The sequence below is a fragment of the Streptomyces sp. NPDC046985 genome, assembly GCF_040644415.1.
GTDB lineage: Bacteria > Actinomycetota > Actinomycetes > Streptomycetales > Streptomycetaceae > Streptomyces.
In genome coordinates this window covers 269,610-287,205 of record NZ_JBEYWK010000009.1, presented here as the reverse complement: position 1 = coordinate 287,205, position 17,596 = coordinate 269,610, and the positions used below count along the sequence as shown (strand labels likewise).

Below are 17,596 nucleotides of genomic sequence, written 5' to 3'. Positions count from 1 at the left end.
GCAAGGTGCCACCTATCCGCTTCCGTCGTAGCGGCTTGTGCTGGTCAACGGCCGACAGCGTGGCTCAGACCGGCGGGGGTTTCACGTGAAACACGCTCCCCCGCCGCGGGCTCAGCTCTGCTCGGCCCACCAGTCCCGCAGGGCCGCCACCGCCGCGTCATACTCCATCGGCCCGTTCTCCAGGCGCAGCTCCAGCATGTGCTTGTAGGCGCCGCCGACAGCGGGGCCAGGCCCGACGCCCAGGATCTCCATGATCTGGTTGCCGTCCAGATCCGGACGAATCGCGTCGAGCTGCTCCTGCTCCTGGAGCTGGGCGATGCGCTCCTCCAGGCCGTCGTACGCCCGGGACAGGGCAGCGGCCCTGCGCTTGTTGCGGGTGGTGCAGTCGGAGCGGGTCAGCTTGTGGAGGCGGTCCAGGAGAGGGCCGGCGTCCCGGACGTAGCGGCGGACCGCGGAGTCCGTCCACTCCCCGGTGCCGTAACCGTGGAACCGCAGGTGCAGCTCGACCAGCCGCGAGACGTCCCTCACCAGCTCGTTGGAGTACTTCAGCGCGGTCATGCGCTTCTTGGTCATCTTCGCGCCGACCACCTCGTGGTGGTGGAAGGAGACCCGGCCGTCCTTCTCGAACCGGCGGGTGCGCGGCTTGCCGATGTCATGCAGCAGCGCCGCCAGCCGCAGGGCGAGGTCGGGGGCGCCCTCCTCCAGGGCGATGGCCTGCTCCAGAACGATCAGCGTGTGGTCGTAGACGTCCTTGTGGCGGTGGTGCTCGTCCCGCTCCAGGCGCAGGGCCGGCAGCTCGGGAAGCACCCGGTCGGCCAGGCCGGTCCCGACGAGCAGGGTGAGCCCCTTGCGCGGGAAGGCGGACAGGACCAGCTTGTTCAGCTCGTCCCGGACCCGCTCGGCGGAGACGATCTCGATCCGTCCCGCCATCTCCTCCATCGCCGTGACGACCTCGGGAGCGACCTCGAAGTCGAGCTGGGCGGCGAACCGCGCGGCCCGCATCATGCGCAGCGGGTCGTCGGAGAACGAGTCCTCGGGGGCGCCGGGAGTGCGCAGCACCCGCGCGGCGAGGTCCTCCAGGCCGTGGTGCGGGTCGATGAACTGCTTCTCCGGCAGCGCCACCGCCATCGCGTTGACGGTGAAGTCCCGCCGGACCAGGTCCTCCTCGATGGAGTCGCCGTAGGACACCTCGGGCTTGCGCGAGGTGCGGTCGTAGGCCTCGGACCGGTAGGTCGTCACCTCGATCTGGTAGCCCGCCTTCTGGGCGCCCACCGTGCCGAAGGCGATCCCGACCTCCCACACCGCGTCCGCCCAGGGACGCACGATCCTCAGCACGTCCTCGGGCCGGGCGTCCGTCGTGAAGTCCAGGTCGTTGCCGAGCCGGCCGAGCAGCGCGTCACGGACCGAGCCGCCGACCAGGGCGAGCGAGAACCCGGCCTCCTGGAAACGGCGCGCGAGGTCGTCGGCGACGGGGGCCACGCGCAGCAGCTCGCTCACCGCGCGCTGCTGTACCTGGCTCAGGGCAGGGAGGGTGTCATCGTTGGCGTTCGGCACAACAGAAAAGGGTACGTGCCCCGGACGCGGCCCCGTGTCGCCCTCGACGACGCCAGGTCCCGCATCGCCCTCGACGGCCCCCGCTCCCGCAATCCCCGCCTTTGTGAGGTAACGAACAGCATCCTTGGATACGCGGATATGCGGGGCGGCTCCCGCTCGCAGGCGATCTTGAGGTGGGCTCCGCGGCACTTCCCCTCGGCGCGCATCGTTACCATGCGGGGACGTACATACAGACGACCACTGACGACGAGGGACGGGCGAGCGCGTGGCCGAGCCGGCAGACTTCCAGGCGACCAGTCCCTCACCTGCCGGGCGTCTGCTGCGGCGGGCAGGTGCACTGCTCGCCGGAGCGCCTCTGCTGACCGGACTGCTCCAGGCCGGCGCCGCCCCCGCCGCGCACGCCTCCGGTCAGGACGCGTCCGCAGCCGCGTCGGGGTCGCGCACGGTGGCCGTCTCCCTCGACTCGATGACCCCCAGCGCTCCCGCGGACGGGGACACGGTGACCGTCTCCGGAACGGTGACGAACAACGGCGGGCAGGCGGTCACCGGCGCCCACGTGGGCCTGCGCGTGGGCCCGGAGGCGAACAGCCGCTCGGACATCGACTCCCTCGCCCGCCGCACCTCGTTCGACCCGGGCGAGGACGGGGCCGAGATCGGCGGGAAGTACGTCCAGAAGTTCCCGCAGCTCGCTCCCGGCGTCGCCCAGCACTTCAGCATCGCGGTGCCGGTCGACAAGCTGAACCTCGGCGAAGACGGCGTCTACCCGCTCTCCGTCTCGCTGTCCGGCCAGACCTCCGCACAGCCGTGGGAGCAGGTCCTGGGCATCCAGCACACGTTTCTGCCCTGGCGGCCGGACGCGGCGTCGGCCAAGACGAAGACGACCTTCCTGTGGCCGCTGATGTCCTCCGTCCATATGACGGCGGAGACGGGCCCGGGAGCGCAGCAGACGCCGGTCTTCCGCGACGACGACCTCGCCCAGGAGATCGCCCCGGGAGGCCGCCTGGAGCGGATGCTCACCCTGGGCAAGGATCTCGACGTCACCTGGGTGATCGATCCCGACCTGCTGGCCTCCGTCGACGCCATGACGCGCGACTACCGGGTGCAGACGAAGTCGTCCCCGAACCCCGTCGCCGGCACGCATCAGGACATGGCCAAGCGGTGGCTGGCCGAACTCCAGCAGGCCGTGACCGGCAAGGAGGTCGTGGCGCTGCCCTTCGCCGACCCGGACGTGGCCTCCCTCGCCCACCACGGCACGAGCGTGACCGGCTCGCTCAGCGAGCTCAAAGACGCCACCGACGTCGCCGCCAGCACGGTGGAGACGGTGCTCCACGTGAAACCGTCCACGGACTTCGCGTGGCCCGTGGACGGCGCGATCGACCCGTCGATCGTCAGGGTCGCCACCTCTGCGGGCGCCGACAAGGTCATCGCGCGCAGCGACAGCCTCGAGGATCCGCACGGGCTGTCCTCCACGCCCTCCGCGGCCCGGCCGATCGGCGGAGGCACCACGGCGGTCGTCGCCGACGCACGGCTGTCCACGGCCTTCCAGCGAGACCTGACACGGCCCGGCGCCGACACCCTCGCCGTCCAGCGGTTCCTGGCCCAGAGCCTGGAACTGGCCGACCAGACCGGCCGTCAGCGCAGCTTCGTCGTCGCACCGCAGCGTCTCCCCGACGCGAGCCAGGCGCAGGTCATGGCGAAGGCCGCCACCGCGTTGCAGCAGAGCACGTGGTCGCAGCCCGACACCCTGGCCTCGGCGGCCGCGGCCAAACCGGACCCGGGCGCCGCGACGGCCGTCCCCCCCACCTCGGATTACCCGTCCTCGCTGCGCAGGCGGGAACTCAGGCGCTCCGCCTTCGCGGCCATCGCCCGGACGCAGGACAAGGTCGACGACTTCAAGACCGTGCTCACCTACGAGTCCCGCGTCGTCACCCCCTTCGGGCGGGCCATGAACCGCGAGATGTCGACGTCCTGGCGCGGCGAGAGCGGCGCGGCGGAGACCTTCCGGGACGGCGTGGAGGCGTACCTCGACGACCTCTCCGGGCAGGTCAAGCTGATCGACAAGTCGGAGACCAAGCTCTCCGGCCACAGCGCGACGATCCCGGTGACCGTGCAGAACAGCCTGGTGCAGGGCGTCGACCACCTGGTGCTGCGGCTGACGTCGACCAACCCCACCCGGCTCAACATCGGCGGCAAGAGGTACGCGGAGCAGCCGGTCACGGTGTCGGGCGGCCACAGCCAGTCGGTGAAGTTCACCACCTCGGCCAACGCCAACGGCCCGGTGACGGTGATCGCCCAGCTCTACACCCAGGACGGCCGGCCCTACGGCGCTCCCGTCACCTTCGACGTGAAGGTCACCGAGATCACCGCCACGGTGATGCTGGTCATCGGCGGCGGCGTGCTGCTCCTGGTCCTCGCCGGCTTCCGCATGTACACGCAGCGCAAGCGGGCGGCGGCCGCGGAGTCGGCCGCGGCGCCCCAGGGCGAGGGCGCCGCCCCGGCGAGCGGCGGACCGGAGACACCGGCCGGCGACCGGGCAGGAGACCCGGAGCAGGCGAGTGACCCGACACCGGACACCGCAGCGGAAAGCGCCGACCCGTCCGGCACGGGTGAGAAAGTGGACCGTTGAGGATGTCGTGGCCCGGAGGGCCCGGGACGATGAGGTGGGGTAAGCATGAACGCGCCGTACGACGGTGACCGCGGCCAGGCCGTGGGCGGCTCGGGTCACCCCGACGCCCCGCCGCCCGAGCACGGCCAGACGCCGGAACAGCCCCCGGCGGACATGTACCTCCAGGACGCCTACGCCGACGACCCCTACCGGGCGCGGGACCTGACCGCTCAGGACCCGGTCGGCGAGGCGCTGTACGACCGCGCCGCCCACCCGCCGCCGCCCCCAGGCGCCTACGCGCCGCAGCAGCCGCTGTACGGCAGCCCTCCGCGGTCGCCGCACGCCCCCGATCCCCACGTGTGGGCCCAGACCCCGCCCCCGGAGCCGTCCGGCGCCACCCAGTACCTGCCCCACGGCGAGGACCCGCGCACCACGCAGTTCGTGGGCGTCGACGACCTGGTCAGCCACTCCGGCGAGGACCAGCGGCAGGACGCGTTCGCGCACCTGTTCCGCGACCAGCAGCAGGGCGGCTACCAGGACCCGCGCCAGGGCTCCGCCCCGCAGCAGGCCGCGCAGCACGGCTACGACCCCCGCCAGGGCGGCTACCCGGCGCCCATGTGGCAGCAGGGCCGTCCGGCCCCGCAGGAGGCGGCCGGCGGCCCGCTGGTGGAGGCGCCCGCCGTGCCCGGTCCCGCTCCGGCGCCTGCCGGCGCCGAGCCCCTCGTCCCGCCCGCCGCGACCGCGCCCGTCCCGGCCACGAAGGGCGGCAAGGCGTCCGGCCTGCTGAAGTCGAGTGCGGTGATGGCGGCGGGCACCCTAGTCTCCCGCCTCACCGGCTTCGTCCGGTCCGCCCTGATCGCGTCGGCGCTGGGCATCGGCCTGCTCGGCGACACCTTCCAGGTCGCCTACCAGCTCCCCACCATGATCTACATCCTGACCGTCGGCGGCGGCCTCAACTCGGTCTTCGTGCCGCAGCTCGTCCGCTCCATGAAGGAGGACGAGGACGGCGGCGAGGCCTACGCCAACCGGCTGCTGACGCTCGTCATGGTGGCCCTCGGCGTGCTCACCGTGCTCGCCGTGGCCGGCGCTCCCTACCTGATCCGCATGCTGTCGGACTCCGTCGCCGGCGATCCCGCGGCGAACCACGTCGGCGTCACCTTCGTCCGGTACTTCCTGCCCTCGATCTTCTTCATGGGCGTCCACGTGGTGATGGGGCAGGTCCTCAACGCGCGCGGGAAGTTCGGCGCGATGATGTGGACGCCGGTCCTGAACAACATCGTCATCATCGTCACGCTCGGCACGTTCATCTGGGTGTACGGCACCGCCGCGCACTCCGGGATGCAGGTCACCAGCATCCCGCCGGAGGGCCAGCGGCTCCTCGGCGTCGGCGTCCTGCTCGGCATGGTCGTCCAGGCCCTGGCGATGATCCCGTACCTGCGGGAGTCCGGTTTCCGCCTGCGTCCGCGGTTCGACTGGCGGGGGCACGGCCTGGGCAAGGCCATGACGCTGGCCAAGTGGACCGTGCTGTTCGTGCTGGCCAACCAGGCCGGCGCGCTCGTCGTCACGCAGCTTTCCACGTCCTCGGGCAAGCAGGCGCACCTCGACGGCACCGGCTTCGCCGCCTACGCCAACGCCCAGCTCATCTGGGGCCTGCCGCAGGCCATCATCACGGTCTCCCTGATGGCCGCCCTGCTGCCCCGGATCTCCCGCTCCGCGAACGAGGGCGACGCCGGCGCCGTGCGCGACGACATCTCGCAGGGCCTGCGCACCACGGCCGTCGCCATCGTCCCGGTCGCCTTCGCGTTCGTCGCCCTCGGCGTCCCCATCTGCACGTTGATCTTCGGCACCGCCGGAACGGGCGCGGCCACCAACACGGGCTACATGCTGATGGCCTTCGGCCTCGGCCTCGTGCCGTACTCGGTGCAGTACGTCGTGCTGCGCGCCTTCTACGCCTACGAGGACACCCGGACGCCCTTCTACAACACGGTCATCGTGGCCGCGGTCAACGCGGGCGCGTCGGCCCTGTGCTACTTCCTGCTCCCGGCCCGCTGGGCTGTGATCGGCATGGCCGCCTCCTACGGTCTCGCCTACGCCATCGGGGTGGGCGTCGCCTGGAACAGGCTGCGCAAGCGGCTCGGCGGCGACCTCGACGGCGCCCGTGTGATGCGCACCTACACGCGGCTGTGCATCGCCGCGGTGCCGGCGGCCCTGCTCAGCGGCGCGGCCTGCTACGGCATCGGCAGCAGCCTCGGCCAGGGCGTGATCGGGTCGTTCGCCGCGCTGCTGGCCGGAGGGGCGCTGCTGGTCGGCGTCTTCTTCGTCGCCGCCCGCCGGATGCGCATCGAGGAGCTGAACTCGCTCGTCGGCATGGTGCGCGGCCGTCTGGGGCGCTGAGGCAGGGGTAGGCGCACAACCATCGTCCGCCGCCGCATGTCGTGCATAGCGGCGGACTGTGGGCACAATTGGTTTCGGCGGCGGACAGCACGCGATGACCGGGGAGGCAGGAGCGACGGTGGCGGAACGGAGCACGGCTGCCGTCGACGTGGCAGACAACAGCGGCGACGAGCCGCTGACCGCCGAGGCGGACCAGGCCACGGCCGACGGGGTGGCGGACACGGACCACGACAAGGCGCAGGGGAGCTCAAGGATGCAGCGTCCGGGCGCGAGGCCCTCGCCGCCCGAGCTGCACAGCGGTCACAAGCTGGCCAGACGCTACCGTCTCGAGGAGTGCCTCACCCGTCTGGACGGCTTCAGCAGTTGGCGTGCGGTGGACGAGAAACTCCGCCGTGCCGTCGGCGTGCACGTCCTGCCGGCGGACCACCCCCGGGCCCGCTCCGTGCTGGCCGCGGCCCGCTCCTCCGCGCTGCTGGGCGACCCCCGTTTCGTCCAGGTCCTCGACGCGGTCGAGGAGAACGACCTCGTCTACGTGGTGCACGAGTGGCTGCCGGACGCCGTCGAGCTGACCGCCCTGCTCTCCACCGGCCCGCTGGAGCCGCACGCGGCCTACCAGTTGGTCAGCCAGGTCGCCTCCGCGATGGCCGCCGCGCACCGTGAGGGACTGGCCCATCTGCGGCTGAACCCCAATGCCGTGCTGCGCACCTCCAGCGGTCAGTGGCGCATCCGCGGCCTCGCCGTGAACGCTGCGCTGCGCGGCGCCAGTTCCGACACCCCGCAGCGCAGCGACACCGAGGCGATCGGCGCCCTGCTGTACGCGGCGCTCACCCAGCGCTGGCCGTACGAGAGCGACGCCTACGGTCTGACCGGACTGCCCAAGGACATCGGTCTCGTCGCGCCCGACCAGGTCCGCGCCGGCATTCACCGCGGCCTGTCCGAACTCGCCATGCGCGCCCTCGCCAACGACGGCGCCACCGCCTCCCGCCACGAGTCCGCGTGCACCACGCCGGAGGAACTGGTGAAGGCGATCGGCGAGATGCCGCGGATCCGTCCGCCGGAGACCGCGTTCGCCGCGCCCCCGGAGTACCCGAGCACGGCCTACCAGCAAGGGGCCTACGGACGGACGGCGCCTCACCTGGGCGCCGCTCACTCGGTGCCGGCCCCGCCGCCGCCGTTGCAGAGCCGCACCGGCAAGATCCTGAAGTGGGCCGTCTCCGCCCTGCTCATCGCCGCGCTGGGCCTCGGGAGCTGGCAGCTTGCCGACGCCCTGATGGACCGGGGCGGCAAGGCCACCAAGGACGGGCGCACGCAGACGCGGGACGGCAGCGGCAAGGACGACAAGCAGCCCAAGCCGCTCCGGCCCCTGTCGATCCAGGACGCGCAGGAGTACGTCGCGAGCGGCGACGCCCAGGCGCCGGGCGCCGTCGCCAACACCTACGACGGCGACAGCTCCACGTACTGGCGGACCAAGCGCTACAACAGCGGCCCCGCCCTGGCGCCCTACAAGCCGGGCGTGGGCATCGTCTACGACCTCGGCGCGGCCGGGACGGTCTCCAAGGCGACCATAGGGCTCCGGTACGCGGGCGACCACACCACGGTCCACCTCTACGCCACCGACTCCCTGAACCCCTCGACCGGGATCGACGGGATGCGGGAGATCGGAACCACGACCACGCAGGGTTCTTCCGTCTCGGTGAAGGCGGCGAAGCCGGTGACCACGCGGTACGTGCTGCTGTGGATCACGGATGTGCCCATGGCGCCCGGCGACGGCTACAGCGGCCCCGGCTACAAGCAGGCCGTCACCGACGTGAAGTTCGAGGGCTGACGCCTCGCCGAGGGGGAGGAGGTCCGATGGCGGACGACACCGCCTACCGCGGGGTGAGCGACCAAGACCTCCTGGCCCGTCATACGGCCGGCGAGCCCGACGCCTTCGGCGAACTCGTGCGGCGCCACCGCGACCGGCTGTGGGCGGTGGCCCTGCGGACCCTGGGGGACCGCGAGGAAGCCGCCGACGCCGTGCAGGACGCGCTCGTCTCCGCCTACCGGGCCGCGCACACCTTCCAGGGGCGGTCGGCCGTCACGACCTGGCTGCACCGGATCACGGTGAACGCCTGCCTGGACCGCGCCCGCAGGGCGGCCACCCGGAAGACCTCGCCGGTGGACGACACCGAGCGGCTGGAGCAGTTGCTGGAACCGCACGAGTCGGCCGCGGCGCCCGCCGAGCGCCACGACGTACGACGCCAGCTCATCGAGGCGCTGAGCACCCTGCCGCCCGACCAGCGGGCCGCCCTGGTGCTGGTGGACATGCAGGGCTACCCGGTCGCCGAGGCCGCGCGCGTCCTCGACGTGCCCACTGGCACGGTGAAGAGCCGCTGCGCCCGCGGCCGGGCCCGGCTCCTGCCGCTGCTCGCCCACCTGCGGCCGGGAAGCGGCGGCGACGGGAGACCTCCCGGCGACGAGGCTCAGCCTGGGCGGAACCGGACGCAGGGGCCGACCGTCCCACCCGCGGCGGGTCCTGCGCGCGAGAGCGCGCGGGACGACGGACCGAGTGATTCGACCGCGGTGAAGGGCGGAGGTGGGCGAGCGTGACATCCACGGACACGGCCGGGCATCCGGACGTCGCAGAGATCTCCGACCTCACCGAGGGCCTGCTCCCGGCCTCCCGCGCCGAGGACGTGCGCCGACACCTGCACGCCTGCGCCTCCTGCACGGAGGTGTGGGCTTCACTAGAGGAGATCCGCGGCCTGCTCGGCGCCCTACCGGAGCAGGAGGAGATGCCCCATGACGTCGCCGAGCGCATCGATGCGGCGCTCGCCGCCGAACGCGACGCCGTCGCATCCGGCACCGAGGGGGGCGCCGAGGACGGCGGCACGCATGTTTCACGTGAAACACCGGTCGCGAACCGGCCCGCAGGCCATGCCCGCCCCTCGCGCACGGGTCCGGGTCGCAAGCCCGACCGGCCCCGGGGGCGGCGCAGGGTCGCCGTCCTGGGCGCCGCCTTCGCCGTCGCCGCGCTGGGCGTCGCCTCCGCGGTGATCGTCTCCCACCAGGACGACCAAGGGCCCGGCACCCAGGCGCAAGGTCGGCCCAGCGCCTCCGCCGACGCCTTCTCCGAGGCGACGCTTCAGAACCGGGTCACCCAACTCCTGGACACGGCCTCGACGGCGCCGGGGGCGGCCCACACTCCGCACAGCTTCGGAGCGGACTCCGAGACAGGCGGTCCCCGCGTCCTCAAGAGCGCTCCGACCGCCTCGGTGCCCCCCTGCGTCCGGCAGGGCATCGACGACCCCGGCGCCGCGCTCGCGGCACAGAGAGGCGTCTACCGAGGCACGGACTCCTTCCTCGTGGTGCTGCCCGACGCCTCGGGCGACGGCGCCCGTGTCACGGCCTACGTCGTCGACGCCGCCTGCGTCCACCGTCCGTCAGCCGCCGCCAGGGTCCTGTTCACGCACTCCTACCCTCGTTCGTGACCACCAGCGCCTGATCACCGCCCTGCCGTCTACTGCCGCGACGGTCCACCCCCGTGTGCCCGAACGCAGCGGGAATGCGGGCCCCGTAGGATCCGTTGGGTGAGGTGAGAGCAACGAGACAGGCTCCCACCGGCAGTAGGACGCAGTCCAGAGACGAGGAATCAAGCCGTGAGCGACGTCCGTAACGTGATCATCATCGGCTCCGGGCCCGCCGGCTACACGGCGGCGCTCTACACCGCGCGCGCGTCCCTGAAGCCGCTGGTGTTCGAGGGCGCGGTGACCGCGGGCGGTGCACTGATGAACACCACCGAGGTCGAGAACTACCCCGGCTTCCGCGACGGCATCATGGGCCCGGACCTCATGGACAACATGCGGGCACAGGCCGAGCGCTTCGGCGCCGAACTCCTGCCGGACGACGTCGTGTCCGCCGACCTGACCGGTGCGATCAAGACCGTGACGGACACGTCGGGCACGGTCCACCGCGCCAGGGCCGTGATCGTCACCACCGGATCGCAGCACCGCAAGCTCGGCCTGCCGAACGAGGACGCCCTCTCCGGCCGCGGCGTCTCCTGGTGCGCCACCTGTGACGGCTTCTTCTTCCGGGACCAGGACATCGCCGTGATCGGCGGCGGCGACACCGCGATGGAGGAGGCCACCTTCCTCTCGCGCTTCGCCAAGTCTGTGACGATCGTCCACCGCCGGGACACCCTGCGCGCCTCGAAGGCGATGCAGGAGCGCGCGCTCGCCGACCCCAAGATCAAGTTCGCCTGGGACAGCGAGGTCGCCGAGGTCCAGGGCGAGCAGAAGCTCACCGGTCTGAAGCTGCGCAACGTCAAGACAGGTGAGCTGTCGGAGCTGCCGGTGACGGGGCTGTTCATCGCGATCGGCCACGACCCGCGGACCGAGCTGTTCAAGGGCCAACTGGACCTGGACGAGGAGGGCTACCTGAAGGTCGCCTCCCCGTCCACCCACACCAACGTCACCGGGGTCTTCGGCGCCGGCGACGTCGTCGACCACACCTACCGGCAGGCCATCACCGCGGCCGGCACCGGTTGCTCCGCCGCTCTCGACGCCGAGCGCTTCCTCGCGGCCCTCGCGGACCACGAGCCGAAGGCCGAGCCCGAGAAGACCAACGTCTGACTCTCCCACCACCCCACCGCACCTCACTAAGGAGCCCGCCGTGGCCGGCACCCTGAAGAACGTGACCGACTCCTCCTTCGAGCAGGACGTCCTCAAGAACGACAAGCCCGTTCTGGTGGACTTCTGGGCCGCCTGGTGCGGCCCCTGCCGTCAGATCGCTCCGTCCCTGGAGGCGATCGCCGCCGAGTACGGCGAGAAGATCGAGATCGTGAAGCTGAACATCGACGAGAACCCGGGCATCGCCGCCAAGTACGGCGTCATGTCGATCCCGACGCTGAACGTCTACCAGAACGGCGAGGTCGCCAAGACCATCGTCGGCGCGAAGCCGAAGACCGCGATCCTGCGTGACCTTGAGGACTTCATCGCCGAGTGACACCGTCCGCCGTCGCTCAGACGGCATGTGTTTCACGTGAAACACGCGAAGGGGCCGACCCAGCCGGGTCGGCCCCTTCGCGTTTCATGACCGCACGTCCTACAGCGGTCGGAGCGCCGGTTCCTTCTGCACGGCGCCGAGCAGCCGGTCGATCGCCATCTCGACGTCCTCCTTCCAGGAGAGGGTCGAGCGCAAGTCCAAGCGCAGCCGGGGATGGACCGGGTGGTGCCGGACCGTCTTGAAGCCCACGGCGAGCAGGTGGTCGGCCGGCAGCAGACACGCGGGCTCCTTCCACCGGGCGTCCCCGAACGCCTCGACGGCCCGGAAACCCCGGCGCAGCAGATCCTTGGCGACCGTCTGGACCATCACTCGTCCTAGTCCCTGCCCCTGGTAGCCCGGCATGACGTAGCCGGTGATCAACTGCACCGCGTCGGGAGAGACCGGACTCGTGGGGAACGCCGTGGCGCGGGGAACGTAGGCAGGGGGAGCGTAGAGCACGAATCCCACCGGCACGTCGTCCACGTAGACGACGCGGCCGCAGGATCCCCAGTCGAGCAGGACGGCGGAGATCCAGGCTTCCTTCTCCGGCGTCGCTCGGCCCGCCTTGAGCGCGGCCTCGCCGCTGACGGGATCCAGCTCCCAGAAGACGCACGCGCGGCATCGCTGCGGAAGGTCCTGGAAGTTGTCCAGGGTGAGCGGCAGGAGCTTGCGGCCCATGAAGGCTGTTCCTCGCTTCCTGCGCCCGTGGCCCCGAGAGCGGCCGTCAACCGGAGGTGCTGCCGGGTGGATGCGTCCTACCCGCTCGCATCGTATCCAGGCGACGATTCACCCGGCACCGGCGAAAAGCAAAAGGCGGACCGCTTTCCGAATCCTCACCGAAAGCAGCCCGCCCTCTGTCGGGCTTCGTCTGCGCCGGGGCGTCCCCGGGCGCGACCTCAGCCCTCCGCCTCCTGCCCGCCGCCGTCCGCGAGCCTCTCCAGCACCGAGCCCTCGCCCGGGGCCAGCGCCCCGAGGATGCGCTCCAGATCCTTCATGTCCGCGAACTCGACGGTGATCTTGCCCTTCTTCTGCCCCAGGTCGACCTTCACCTGGGTCTCGAAGCGGTCGGACAGGCGGGTCGCGAGGTCCGACAGAGCCGGGGAGATCCGGCCGCCGGGACGCGGTCCCTTGGAGCGCGGCGCCGACTGGGGACGGGACCCCATCAACTGCACGATCTCCTCGACCGCCCGCACCGACAGCCCCTCGGCGACGATCCGGCGAGCCAGCCGGTTCTGCTCCTCGGAGTCCTCGACCGAGAGCAGAGCGCGAGCATGGCCCGCGGACAGCACGCCGGCGGCGACCCGGCTCTGCACGACCGCCGGGAGCTTCAGCAAACGCAGGGTGTTGGTCACCTGCGGCCGCGAGCGGCCGATCCGGTCGGCGAGCTGGTCATGGGTGCAGTGGAAGTCCTTGAGCAACTGGTCGTAGGCGGCCGCCTCCTCCAGCGGGTTGAGCTGAGCCCGGTGCAGGTTCTCCAGCAGGGCGTCCAGGAGGAGCTTGTCGTCGTCCGTGGCCCGCACGATCGCCGGGATCGCTTCGAGTCCCGCCTCACGGCAGGCACGCCAGCGCCGCTCACCCATGATGAGTTCGTAGCGCTCGTGGCTGAGCTGCCGTACGACGACCGGCTGGAGGAGCCCGACCTCCTTGATCGAGGTGACCAGCTCGGCCAGCGCGTCGTCGTCGAAGACCTCACGCGGCTGGCGCGGGTTCGGCGTGATGAACTCCAGAGGGATCTCCGCGAAGTGCGCGCCGACCGGCGGCGCCGGGATCTCCAGAGCGCCGCTCGCGGACGAGTCCTCTGTTTCACGTGAAACATCGGACAGGGTGGTCACCTTCGCCGCGGCCACCCCACGATCGCCTCGGTCGGCGGTCAGGACCGGGACGGCCGAGGGCGACGTGGAAGCGGCGCCCCCCGCGGCGCCGGCAGCCGACGCCCGCTCTCCGGTCGGGGCAGCAGGGATCAGGGCGCCGAGACCTCGGCCCAACCCCCTCCGTCGTTCGCTCACTGGATCCCCTCCACCATGTTCGGGTCGCTCTGTGCGCCGATGTGGGCCTGCGAGGCGTCGTAGCTGACGCCGACGCCCCTCAGCGCGATTTCTCGTGCCGCCTCCAGATAGGAGAGGGCACCGCTCGAACCTGGATCGTAGGTCAGCACCGTCTGCCCGTAGCTCGGGGCCTCGGAGATGCGGACGGAGCGGGGAATGCTCGTCCGCAGCACCTCGTCGCCGAAGTGGCTGCGCACCTCCTCGGCCACCTGGGACGCCAGACGCGTCCGCCCGTCGTACATGGTGAGCAGGATGGTCGACACGTGCAGGGTGGGGTTGAGGTGCCCCCGGACGAGGTCGACGTTGCGCAGGAGCTGCCCCAGGCCCTCCAGTGCGTAGTACTCGCACTGGATCGGGATGAGGACTTCCTGGCCCGCGACCAGTGCGTTGACCGTCAGCAGCCCAAGGGAGGGCGGGCAGTCGATGAGGACGTAGTCCAGCGGCTGCTCGTACGCCTGGATCGCGCGCTCCAGCCGGCTCTCCCGCGCCACCAGAGACACCAGCTCGATCTCCGCACCGGCGAGATCGATCGTGGCGGGGGCGCAGAACAGACCCTCGACGTCGGGGACAGGCTGGACCACATCGGCCAGCGGCCTGCTCTCCACCAGCACGTCATAGATGGAAGGCACTTCGGCGTGGTGGTCGATCCCCAGCGCCGTGGAGGCGTTGCCTTGCGGATCGAGGTCGATCACCAGGACCCGGCCGCCGTGCAGAGCCAGCGAAGCCGCGAGGTTGACGGTCGTCGTCGTCTTGCCGACGCCGCCCTTCTGGTTGGCGACCACGATGACGCGCGTCCGCTCCGGCCGCGGGAGACCTTCACCCGCACGGCCTAGAGCTTCGACGGCCAGTTGGGCAGCGCGACCGATGGGAGTGTCGTCCATCGGGGGCGGTGTTTCACGTGAAACATGCTCCCCGATCGACTCGGTACGGGGACCGGGGACCGGATCGGTCATCGGTCCCGCGATGTTGGCGTCGGACCGCAAGGATTCACTCTCCTCGACTTCAGGCTCGCAATGAACAGAGCCTCCCATGCCTTCGGGGTCGCGAACCAGTGAGGCCGGACGTTCTGTGGAGAAATCCACCTCTGTGGACAACTTCGTTCCCGCTCCGGGGGAACGAAGGGGCTTTCGGTCACGCGGTTCGGCCGCGGTGCGGCCCCGGTTGATGATGCCGTGCAGCAGTGAGCGACGTTTCACGTGAAACACGATGCACAGCACCCGTGGCCGAACTGTCGCGACACTCCGTCATGCGAGGCTTGGGCAGCTTAGGTGGAGTACGGCCGCCTCGCCGAACTCCTCCGGTCACCTCGCTAGCGCCGCCGACGGGCCCGGCCGGTCCGGGCGGCCTTCGCCCGTTTGGCGGCGAAGCGTACGCCCCCCGGGCTCTCCCCGACCTCGACCCGTACCACCGTGGACAGCGGATCCACCACGCCCTCACCCACATGCAGCACGGAGGTCTCGACCGCGCCCAGTTTGCTCAGGGCGGTGGCCGCGCTCTTCAGTTCCTCCTCGGCCGTGTCGCCCTTGAGCGCGAGCATCTCGCCGTACGGACGCAGCAGCGGGATGCCCCAGGCGGCCAGCCGGTCCAGCGGCGCGACCGCACGGGCGGTGACGACATGGACCGGCGTGAGCTTGCCCATGACCTCCTCGGCGCGGCCCCGGGCCACGGTGACGTGATCGAGGCCCAGCAGCTCGACGACCTCGGTGAGGAACGTGGTGCGCCGCAGCAGCGGCTCCAGCAGCGTGATCTTCAGGTCCTCGCGCACCAGCGCCAGTGGGATGCCCGGCAGACCGGCGCCGGAGCCCACGTCGCAGACCGTCACCCCCTCGGGGACGACCTCGGAGAGCACCGCGCAGTTCAGCAGGTGCCGCTCCCACAGCCGGGGCACCTCGCGCGGCCCGATGAGCCCGCGCTGCACTCCTGCCTCGGCCAGCAGCTCGGCGTAGCGGACCGCGTCCGCGAAGCGATCGCCGAATACCTCACGTGCCTGCTCGGGCGCAGGGGGGAGCTCCGCTGCCTCCGTCACGGGGACCGTCCTTCCGTACCGCACCGGCGCGCTCGGCGCCGACCACCAGAACTACCAGGCTGACAAGAACGCGGCCCCGCCTGCGCTACAGACGGGGCCGGTGGAACGTGGAACCGCTCAGGCGGGCAGCACGACGACGAAGCGCTGCGGCTCCTCGCCCTCGGACTCGCTGCGCAGGCCCGCGGCCTTGACCGCGTCGTGCACGACCTTGCGTTCGAACGGGCTCATCGGCTTCAGCTTCACCGGCTCGCCGCTGCTCTTGGCCTCGGCGGCGGCCTTGGCGCCCAGCTCGGACAGCTCGGCGCGCTTCTGGGCGCGGTAGCCCCCGATGTCCAGCATCAGGCGGCTGCGGTCGCCGGTCTCCCGGTGCACCGCCAGACGCGTCAGCTCCTGAAGAGCCTCCAACACCTCGCCGTCCCGGCCGACCAGCTTGTGCAGGTCCCGGCCGCCGGACTCACCGACGATCGAGACAGAGGCGCGGTCGGCCTCGACGTCCATGTCGATGTCGCCGTCGAGGTCGGCGATGTCCAGCAGACCCTCAAGGTAGTCCGCCGCGATCTCGCCCTCCTGCTCCAGGCGGGTGAGGGCGTCCGCGCCCTCGGCAGCGGCGGAGGTGGTGCCTTCCGTCACGGGATGGGCTCCTTCTTACTTCTTGGACGGGGACTTGGGCCGCTGCGGGCCCTTGCGCTGGCCGGACTGGGCCTTGCTGCGGGCGCCGCTACCCGGCTTCGGGGCGGCCTTCCGCTCGGCGGCGGGCGCGGCGGCCTGCGGCTCGCCCGCGTCGGAGTCGCTCAGCGACGCAGCCGGCTCCGGCTCCGGCGCCGTCCCGGTGTCACCGGCCGCCCGAAGCCCGCCCGACTGCCGCTGGGCCTTGCTCTGCCGCTTGGGCTGCTGGCGCCGGGCCGCGGTGTCGGTCACGGCGGCCGTGCCGTCCTCGGCCTGAGCCACGGCGCCGGCCTCGGTCTTCACCACACTGCCGTCGGCCTGCGCCGTCAGGCCGGCCTTGGTCAGGCCGTTGACGAACTTGCGCTCGAACTCGTTGCGGTCGCGGCCCTTGGCGACGATCGCCTTGACGATCGCCTTCTCCCGCCGGTTGCGGACCTCGCCGTGGTGCGTGACGTGCTTGGAGAGGCGCTCCAGGTAGGCGGCCTGGGCCGTGGAACCCGGGGTCGGGTTGTTGCGGATGACGTACATCTGCTGGCCCATGGTCCACACGTTGGTGGTCAGCCAGTAGACGAGGACACCGACCGGGAAGTTGATGCCGAAGACGGCGAACATGACCGGGAAGACGTACATCAGCATCTTCTGCTGCTGCATGAACGGCGTCTTCACCGTGGTGTCGACGTTCTTGGTCATGAGCTGGCGCTGCGTGTAGAACTGCGAGAACGACATCATGATGATCATGACCGCGGTCACGATCCGGACGTCGGTCAGCGTGGCGCCGAGCGCCGCGACCTTGTCCGAGCCGTCCATGAACTTCGCAGCGAGCGGCGCGCCGACGATGTGCGCCTTACGGGCGCTCGCGAGGAGCTGCTCGTCGATGACGCCGATCGTCTTGCCCGTCGCGATGCCGTTGAGCACGTGGTAGAGGGCGAAGAAGAACGGCGACTGCGCCACGATGGGAAGGCACGAGGAGAGCGGGTTGGTGCCCGACTCCTTGTACAGCTTCATCATCTCTTCGGACTGGCGCTGCTTGTCGTTCTTGTAGCGCTCCTGGATCTTCTTCATCTCGGGCTGGAGCGTCTGCATCGCCCGCGTCGCCTTGATCTGCTTCACGAAGAGCGGGATCAGGCAGATGCGGATCAGGATCACCAAGGACACGATGGACAGGCCCCAGGCCCATCCGGTGTCCGGTCCGAAGAGCGCCCCGTACACCGTGTGGAACTGGACGATGACCCAGGAGACGGGTGTCGTGATGAAGCTGAAGAAGCTGGCAATCGTGTCCACTAA

14 protein-coding genes are annotated in these 17,596 nt (G+C 71.0%); 7 read left to right on the top strand and 7 right to left on the bottom strand.

Annotated elements, in window-relative coordinates; genetic code table 11:
- Positions 1-111: 111 nt before the first annotated feature.
- Positions 112-1,554, bottom strand: a complete 1,443-nt coding sequence (locus ABZ861_RS14860; RefSeq protein WP_361629319.1) for a CCA tRNA nucleotidyltransferase — start codon at positions 1,552-1,554, stop codon at positions 112-114.
- Between the two features lie 265 nt (positions 1,555-1,819).
- On the opposite strand from ABZ861_RS14860, the gene ABZ861_RS14855 reads away from it, so the two are divergent.
- The 7 genes from ABZ861_RS14855 (at position 1,820) to trxA (ending at position 11,536) form a co-directional block, all read left to right on the top strand.
- Positions 1,820-4,180, top strand: a complete 2,361-nt coding sequence (locus ABZ861_RS14855) for a DUF6049 family protein (RefSeq protein WP_361629316.1) — start codon at positions 1,820-1,822, stop codon at positions 4,178-4,180.
- 45 nt (positions 4,181-4,225) lie between these two features.
- Positions 4,226-6,553 carry a murein biosynthesis integral membrane protein MurJ gene (gene murJ / locus ABZ861_RS14850; protein WP_361629313.1) on the top strand — a complete coding sequence of 776 codons (2,328 nt, stop codon included), beginning with the start codon at positions 4,226-4,228 and terminating at the stop codon, positions 6,551-6,553.
- A gap of 118 nt (positions 6,554-6,671) precedes the next feature.
- Positions 6,672-8,378 (top strand): protein kinase family protein, encoded by a 1,707-nt coding sequence (locus ABZ861_RS14845; protein WP_361629310.1) that lies wholly within the window; start codon positions 6,672-6,674, stop codon positions 8,376-8,378.
- A gap of 26 nt (positions 8,379-8,404) precedes the next feature.
- Entirely contained in the window at positions 8,405-9,142 is a 738-nt protein-coding gene (sigM, locus tag ABZ861_RS14840; protein ID WP_361629307.1) for an RNA polymerase sigma factor SigM, read from the top strand.
- Positions 9,139-10,023: a hypothetical protein gene (locus ABZ861_RS14835; RefSeq protein ID WP_361629304.1), complete on the top strand. Its 885-nt coding sequence runs from the start codon at positions 9,139-9,141 to the stop codon at positions 10,021-10,023. The genes sigM and ABZ861_RS14835 overlap by 4 nt, the downstream gene beginning before the upstream one ends.
- Positions 10,024-10,191: 168 nt before the next feature.
- Positions 10,192-11,163 (top strand): thioredoxin-disulfide reductase, encoded by a 972-nt coding sequence (gene trxB, locus ABZ861_RS14830; protein ID WP_361629301.1) that lies wholly within the window; start codon positions 10,192-10,194, stop codon positions 11,161-11,163.
- Between the two features lie 40 nt (positions 11,164-11,203).
- On the top strand, positions 11,204-11,536 hold the full coding sequence (gene trxA, locus ABZ861_RS14825) for a thioredoxin (protein WP_361629298.1): 333 nt from the start codon (positions 11,204-11,206) through the stop codon (positions 11,534-11,536).
- Between the two features lie 99 nt (positions 11,537-11,635).
- On the opposite strand, the gene ABZ861_RS14820 is transcribed toward trxA, so the two are convergent.
- From ABZ861_RS14820 to yidC, 6 genes are all read right to left on the bottom strand, one after another.
- Positions 11,636-12,253 (bottom strand): GNAT family N-acetyltransferase, encoded by a 618-nt coding sequence (locus ABZ861_RS14820; RefSeq protein WP_361629295.1) that lies wholly within the window; start codon positions 12,251-12,253, stop codon positions 11,636-11,638.
- Positions 12,254-12,471: 218 nt separating this feature from the next.
- On the bottom strand, positions 12,472-13,581 hold the full coding sequence (locus tag ABZ861_RS14815) for a ParB/RepB/Spo0J family partition protein (protein WP_361629292.1): 1,110 nt from the start codon (positions 13,579-13,581) through the stop codon (positions 12,472-12,474).
- On the bottom strand, positions 13,578-14,651 hold the full coding sequence (locus ABZ861_RS14810; RefSeq protein ID WP_361629289.1) for an AAA family ATPase: 1,074 nt from the start codon (positions 14,649-14,651) through the stop codon (positions 13,578-13,580). Before ABZ861_RS14810 ends, ABZ861_RS14815 begins: the two co-directional genes overlap by 4 nt.
- Positions 14,652-14,929: 278 nt before the next feature.
- A complete protein-coding gene (rsmG, locus tag ABZ861_RS14805; RefSeq protein ID WP_361629286.1) occupies positions 14,930-15,646 on the bottom strand; it encodes a 16S rRNA (guanine(527)-N(7))-methyltransferase RsmG in 717 nt (238 codons plus the stop codon).
- Positions 15,647-15,763: 117 nt separating this feature from the next.
- Entirely contained in the window at positions 15,764-16,276 is a 513-nt protein-coding gene (locus tag ABZ861_RS14800) for a R3H domain-containing nucleic acid-binding protein (RefSeq protein WP_361629283.1), read from the bottom strand.
- 15 nt (positions 16,277-16,291) lie between these two features.
- Positions 16,292-17,593 (bottom strand): membrane protein insertase YidC, encoded by a 1,302-nt coding sequence (yidC, locus tag ABZ861_RS14795; protein WP_361629280.1) that lies wholly within the window; start codon positions 17,591-17,593, stop codon positions 16,292-16,294.
- Positions 17,594-17,596: the final 3 nt, after the last annotated feature.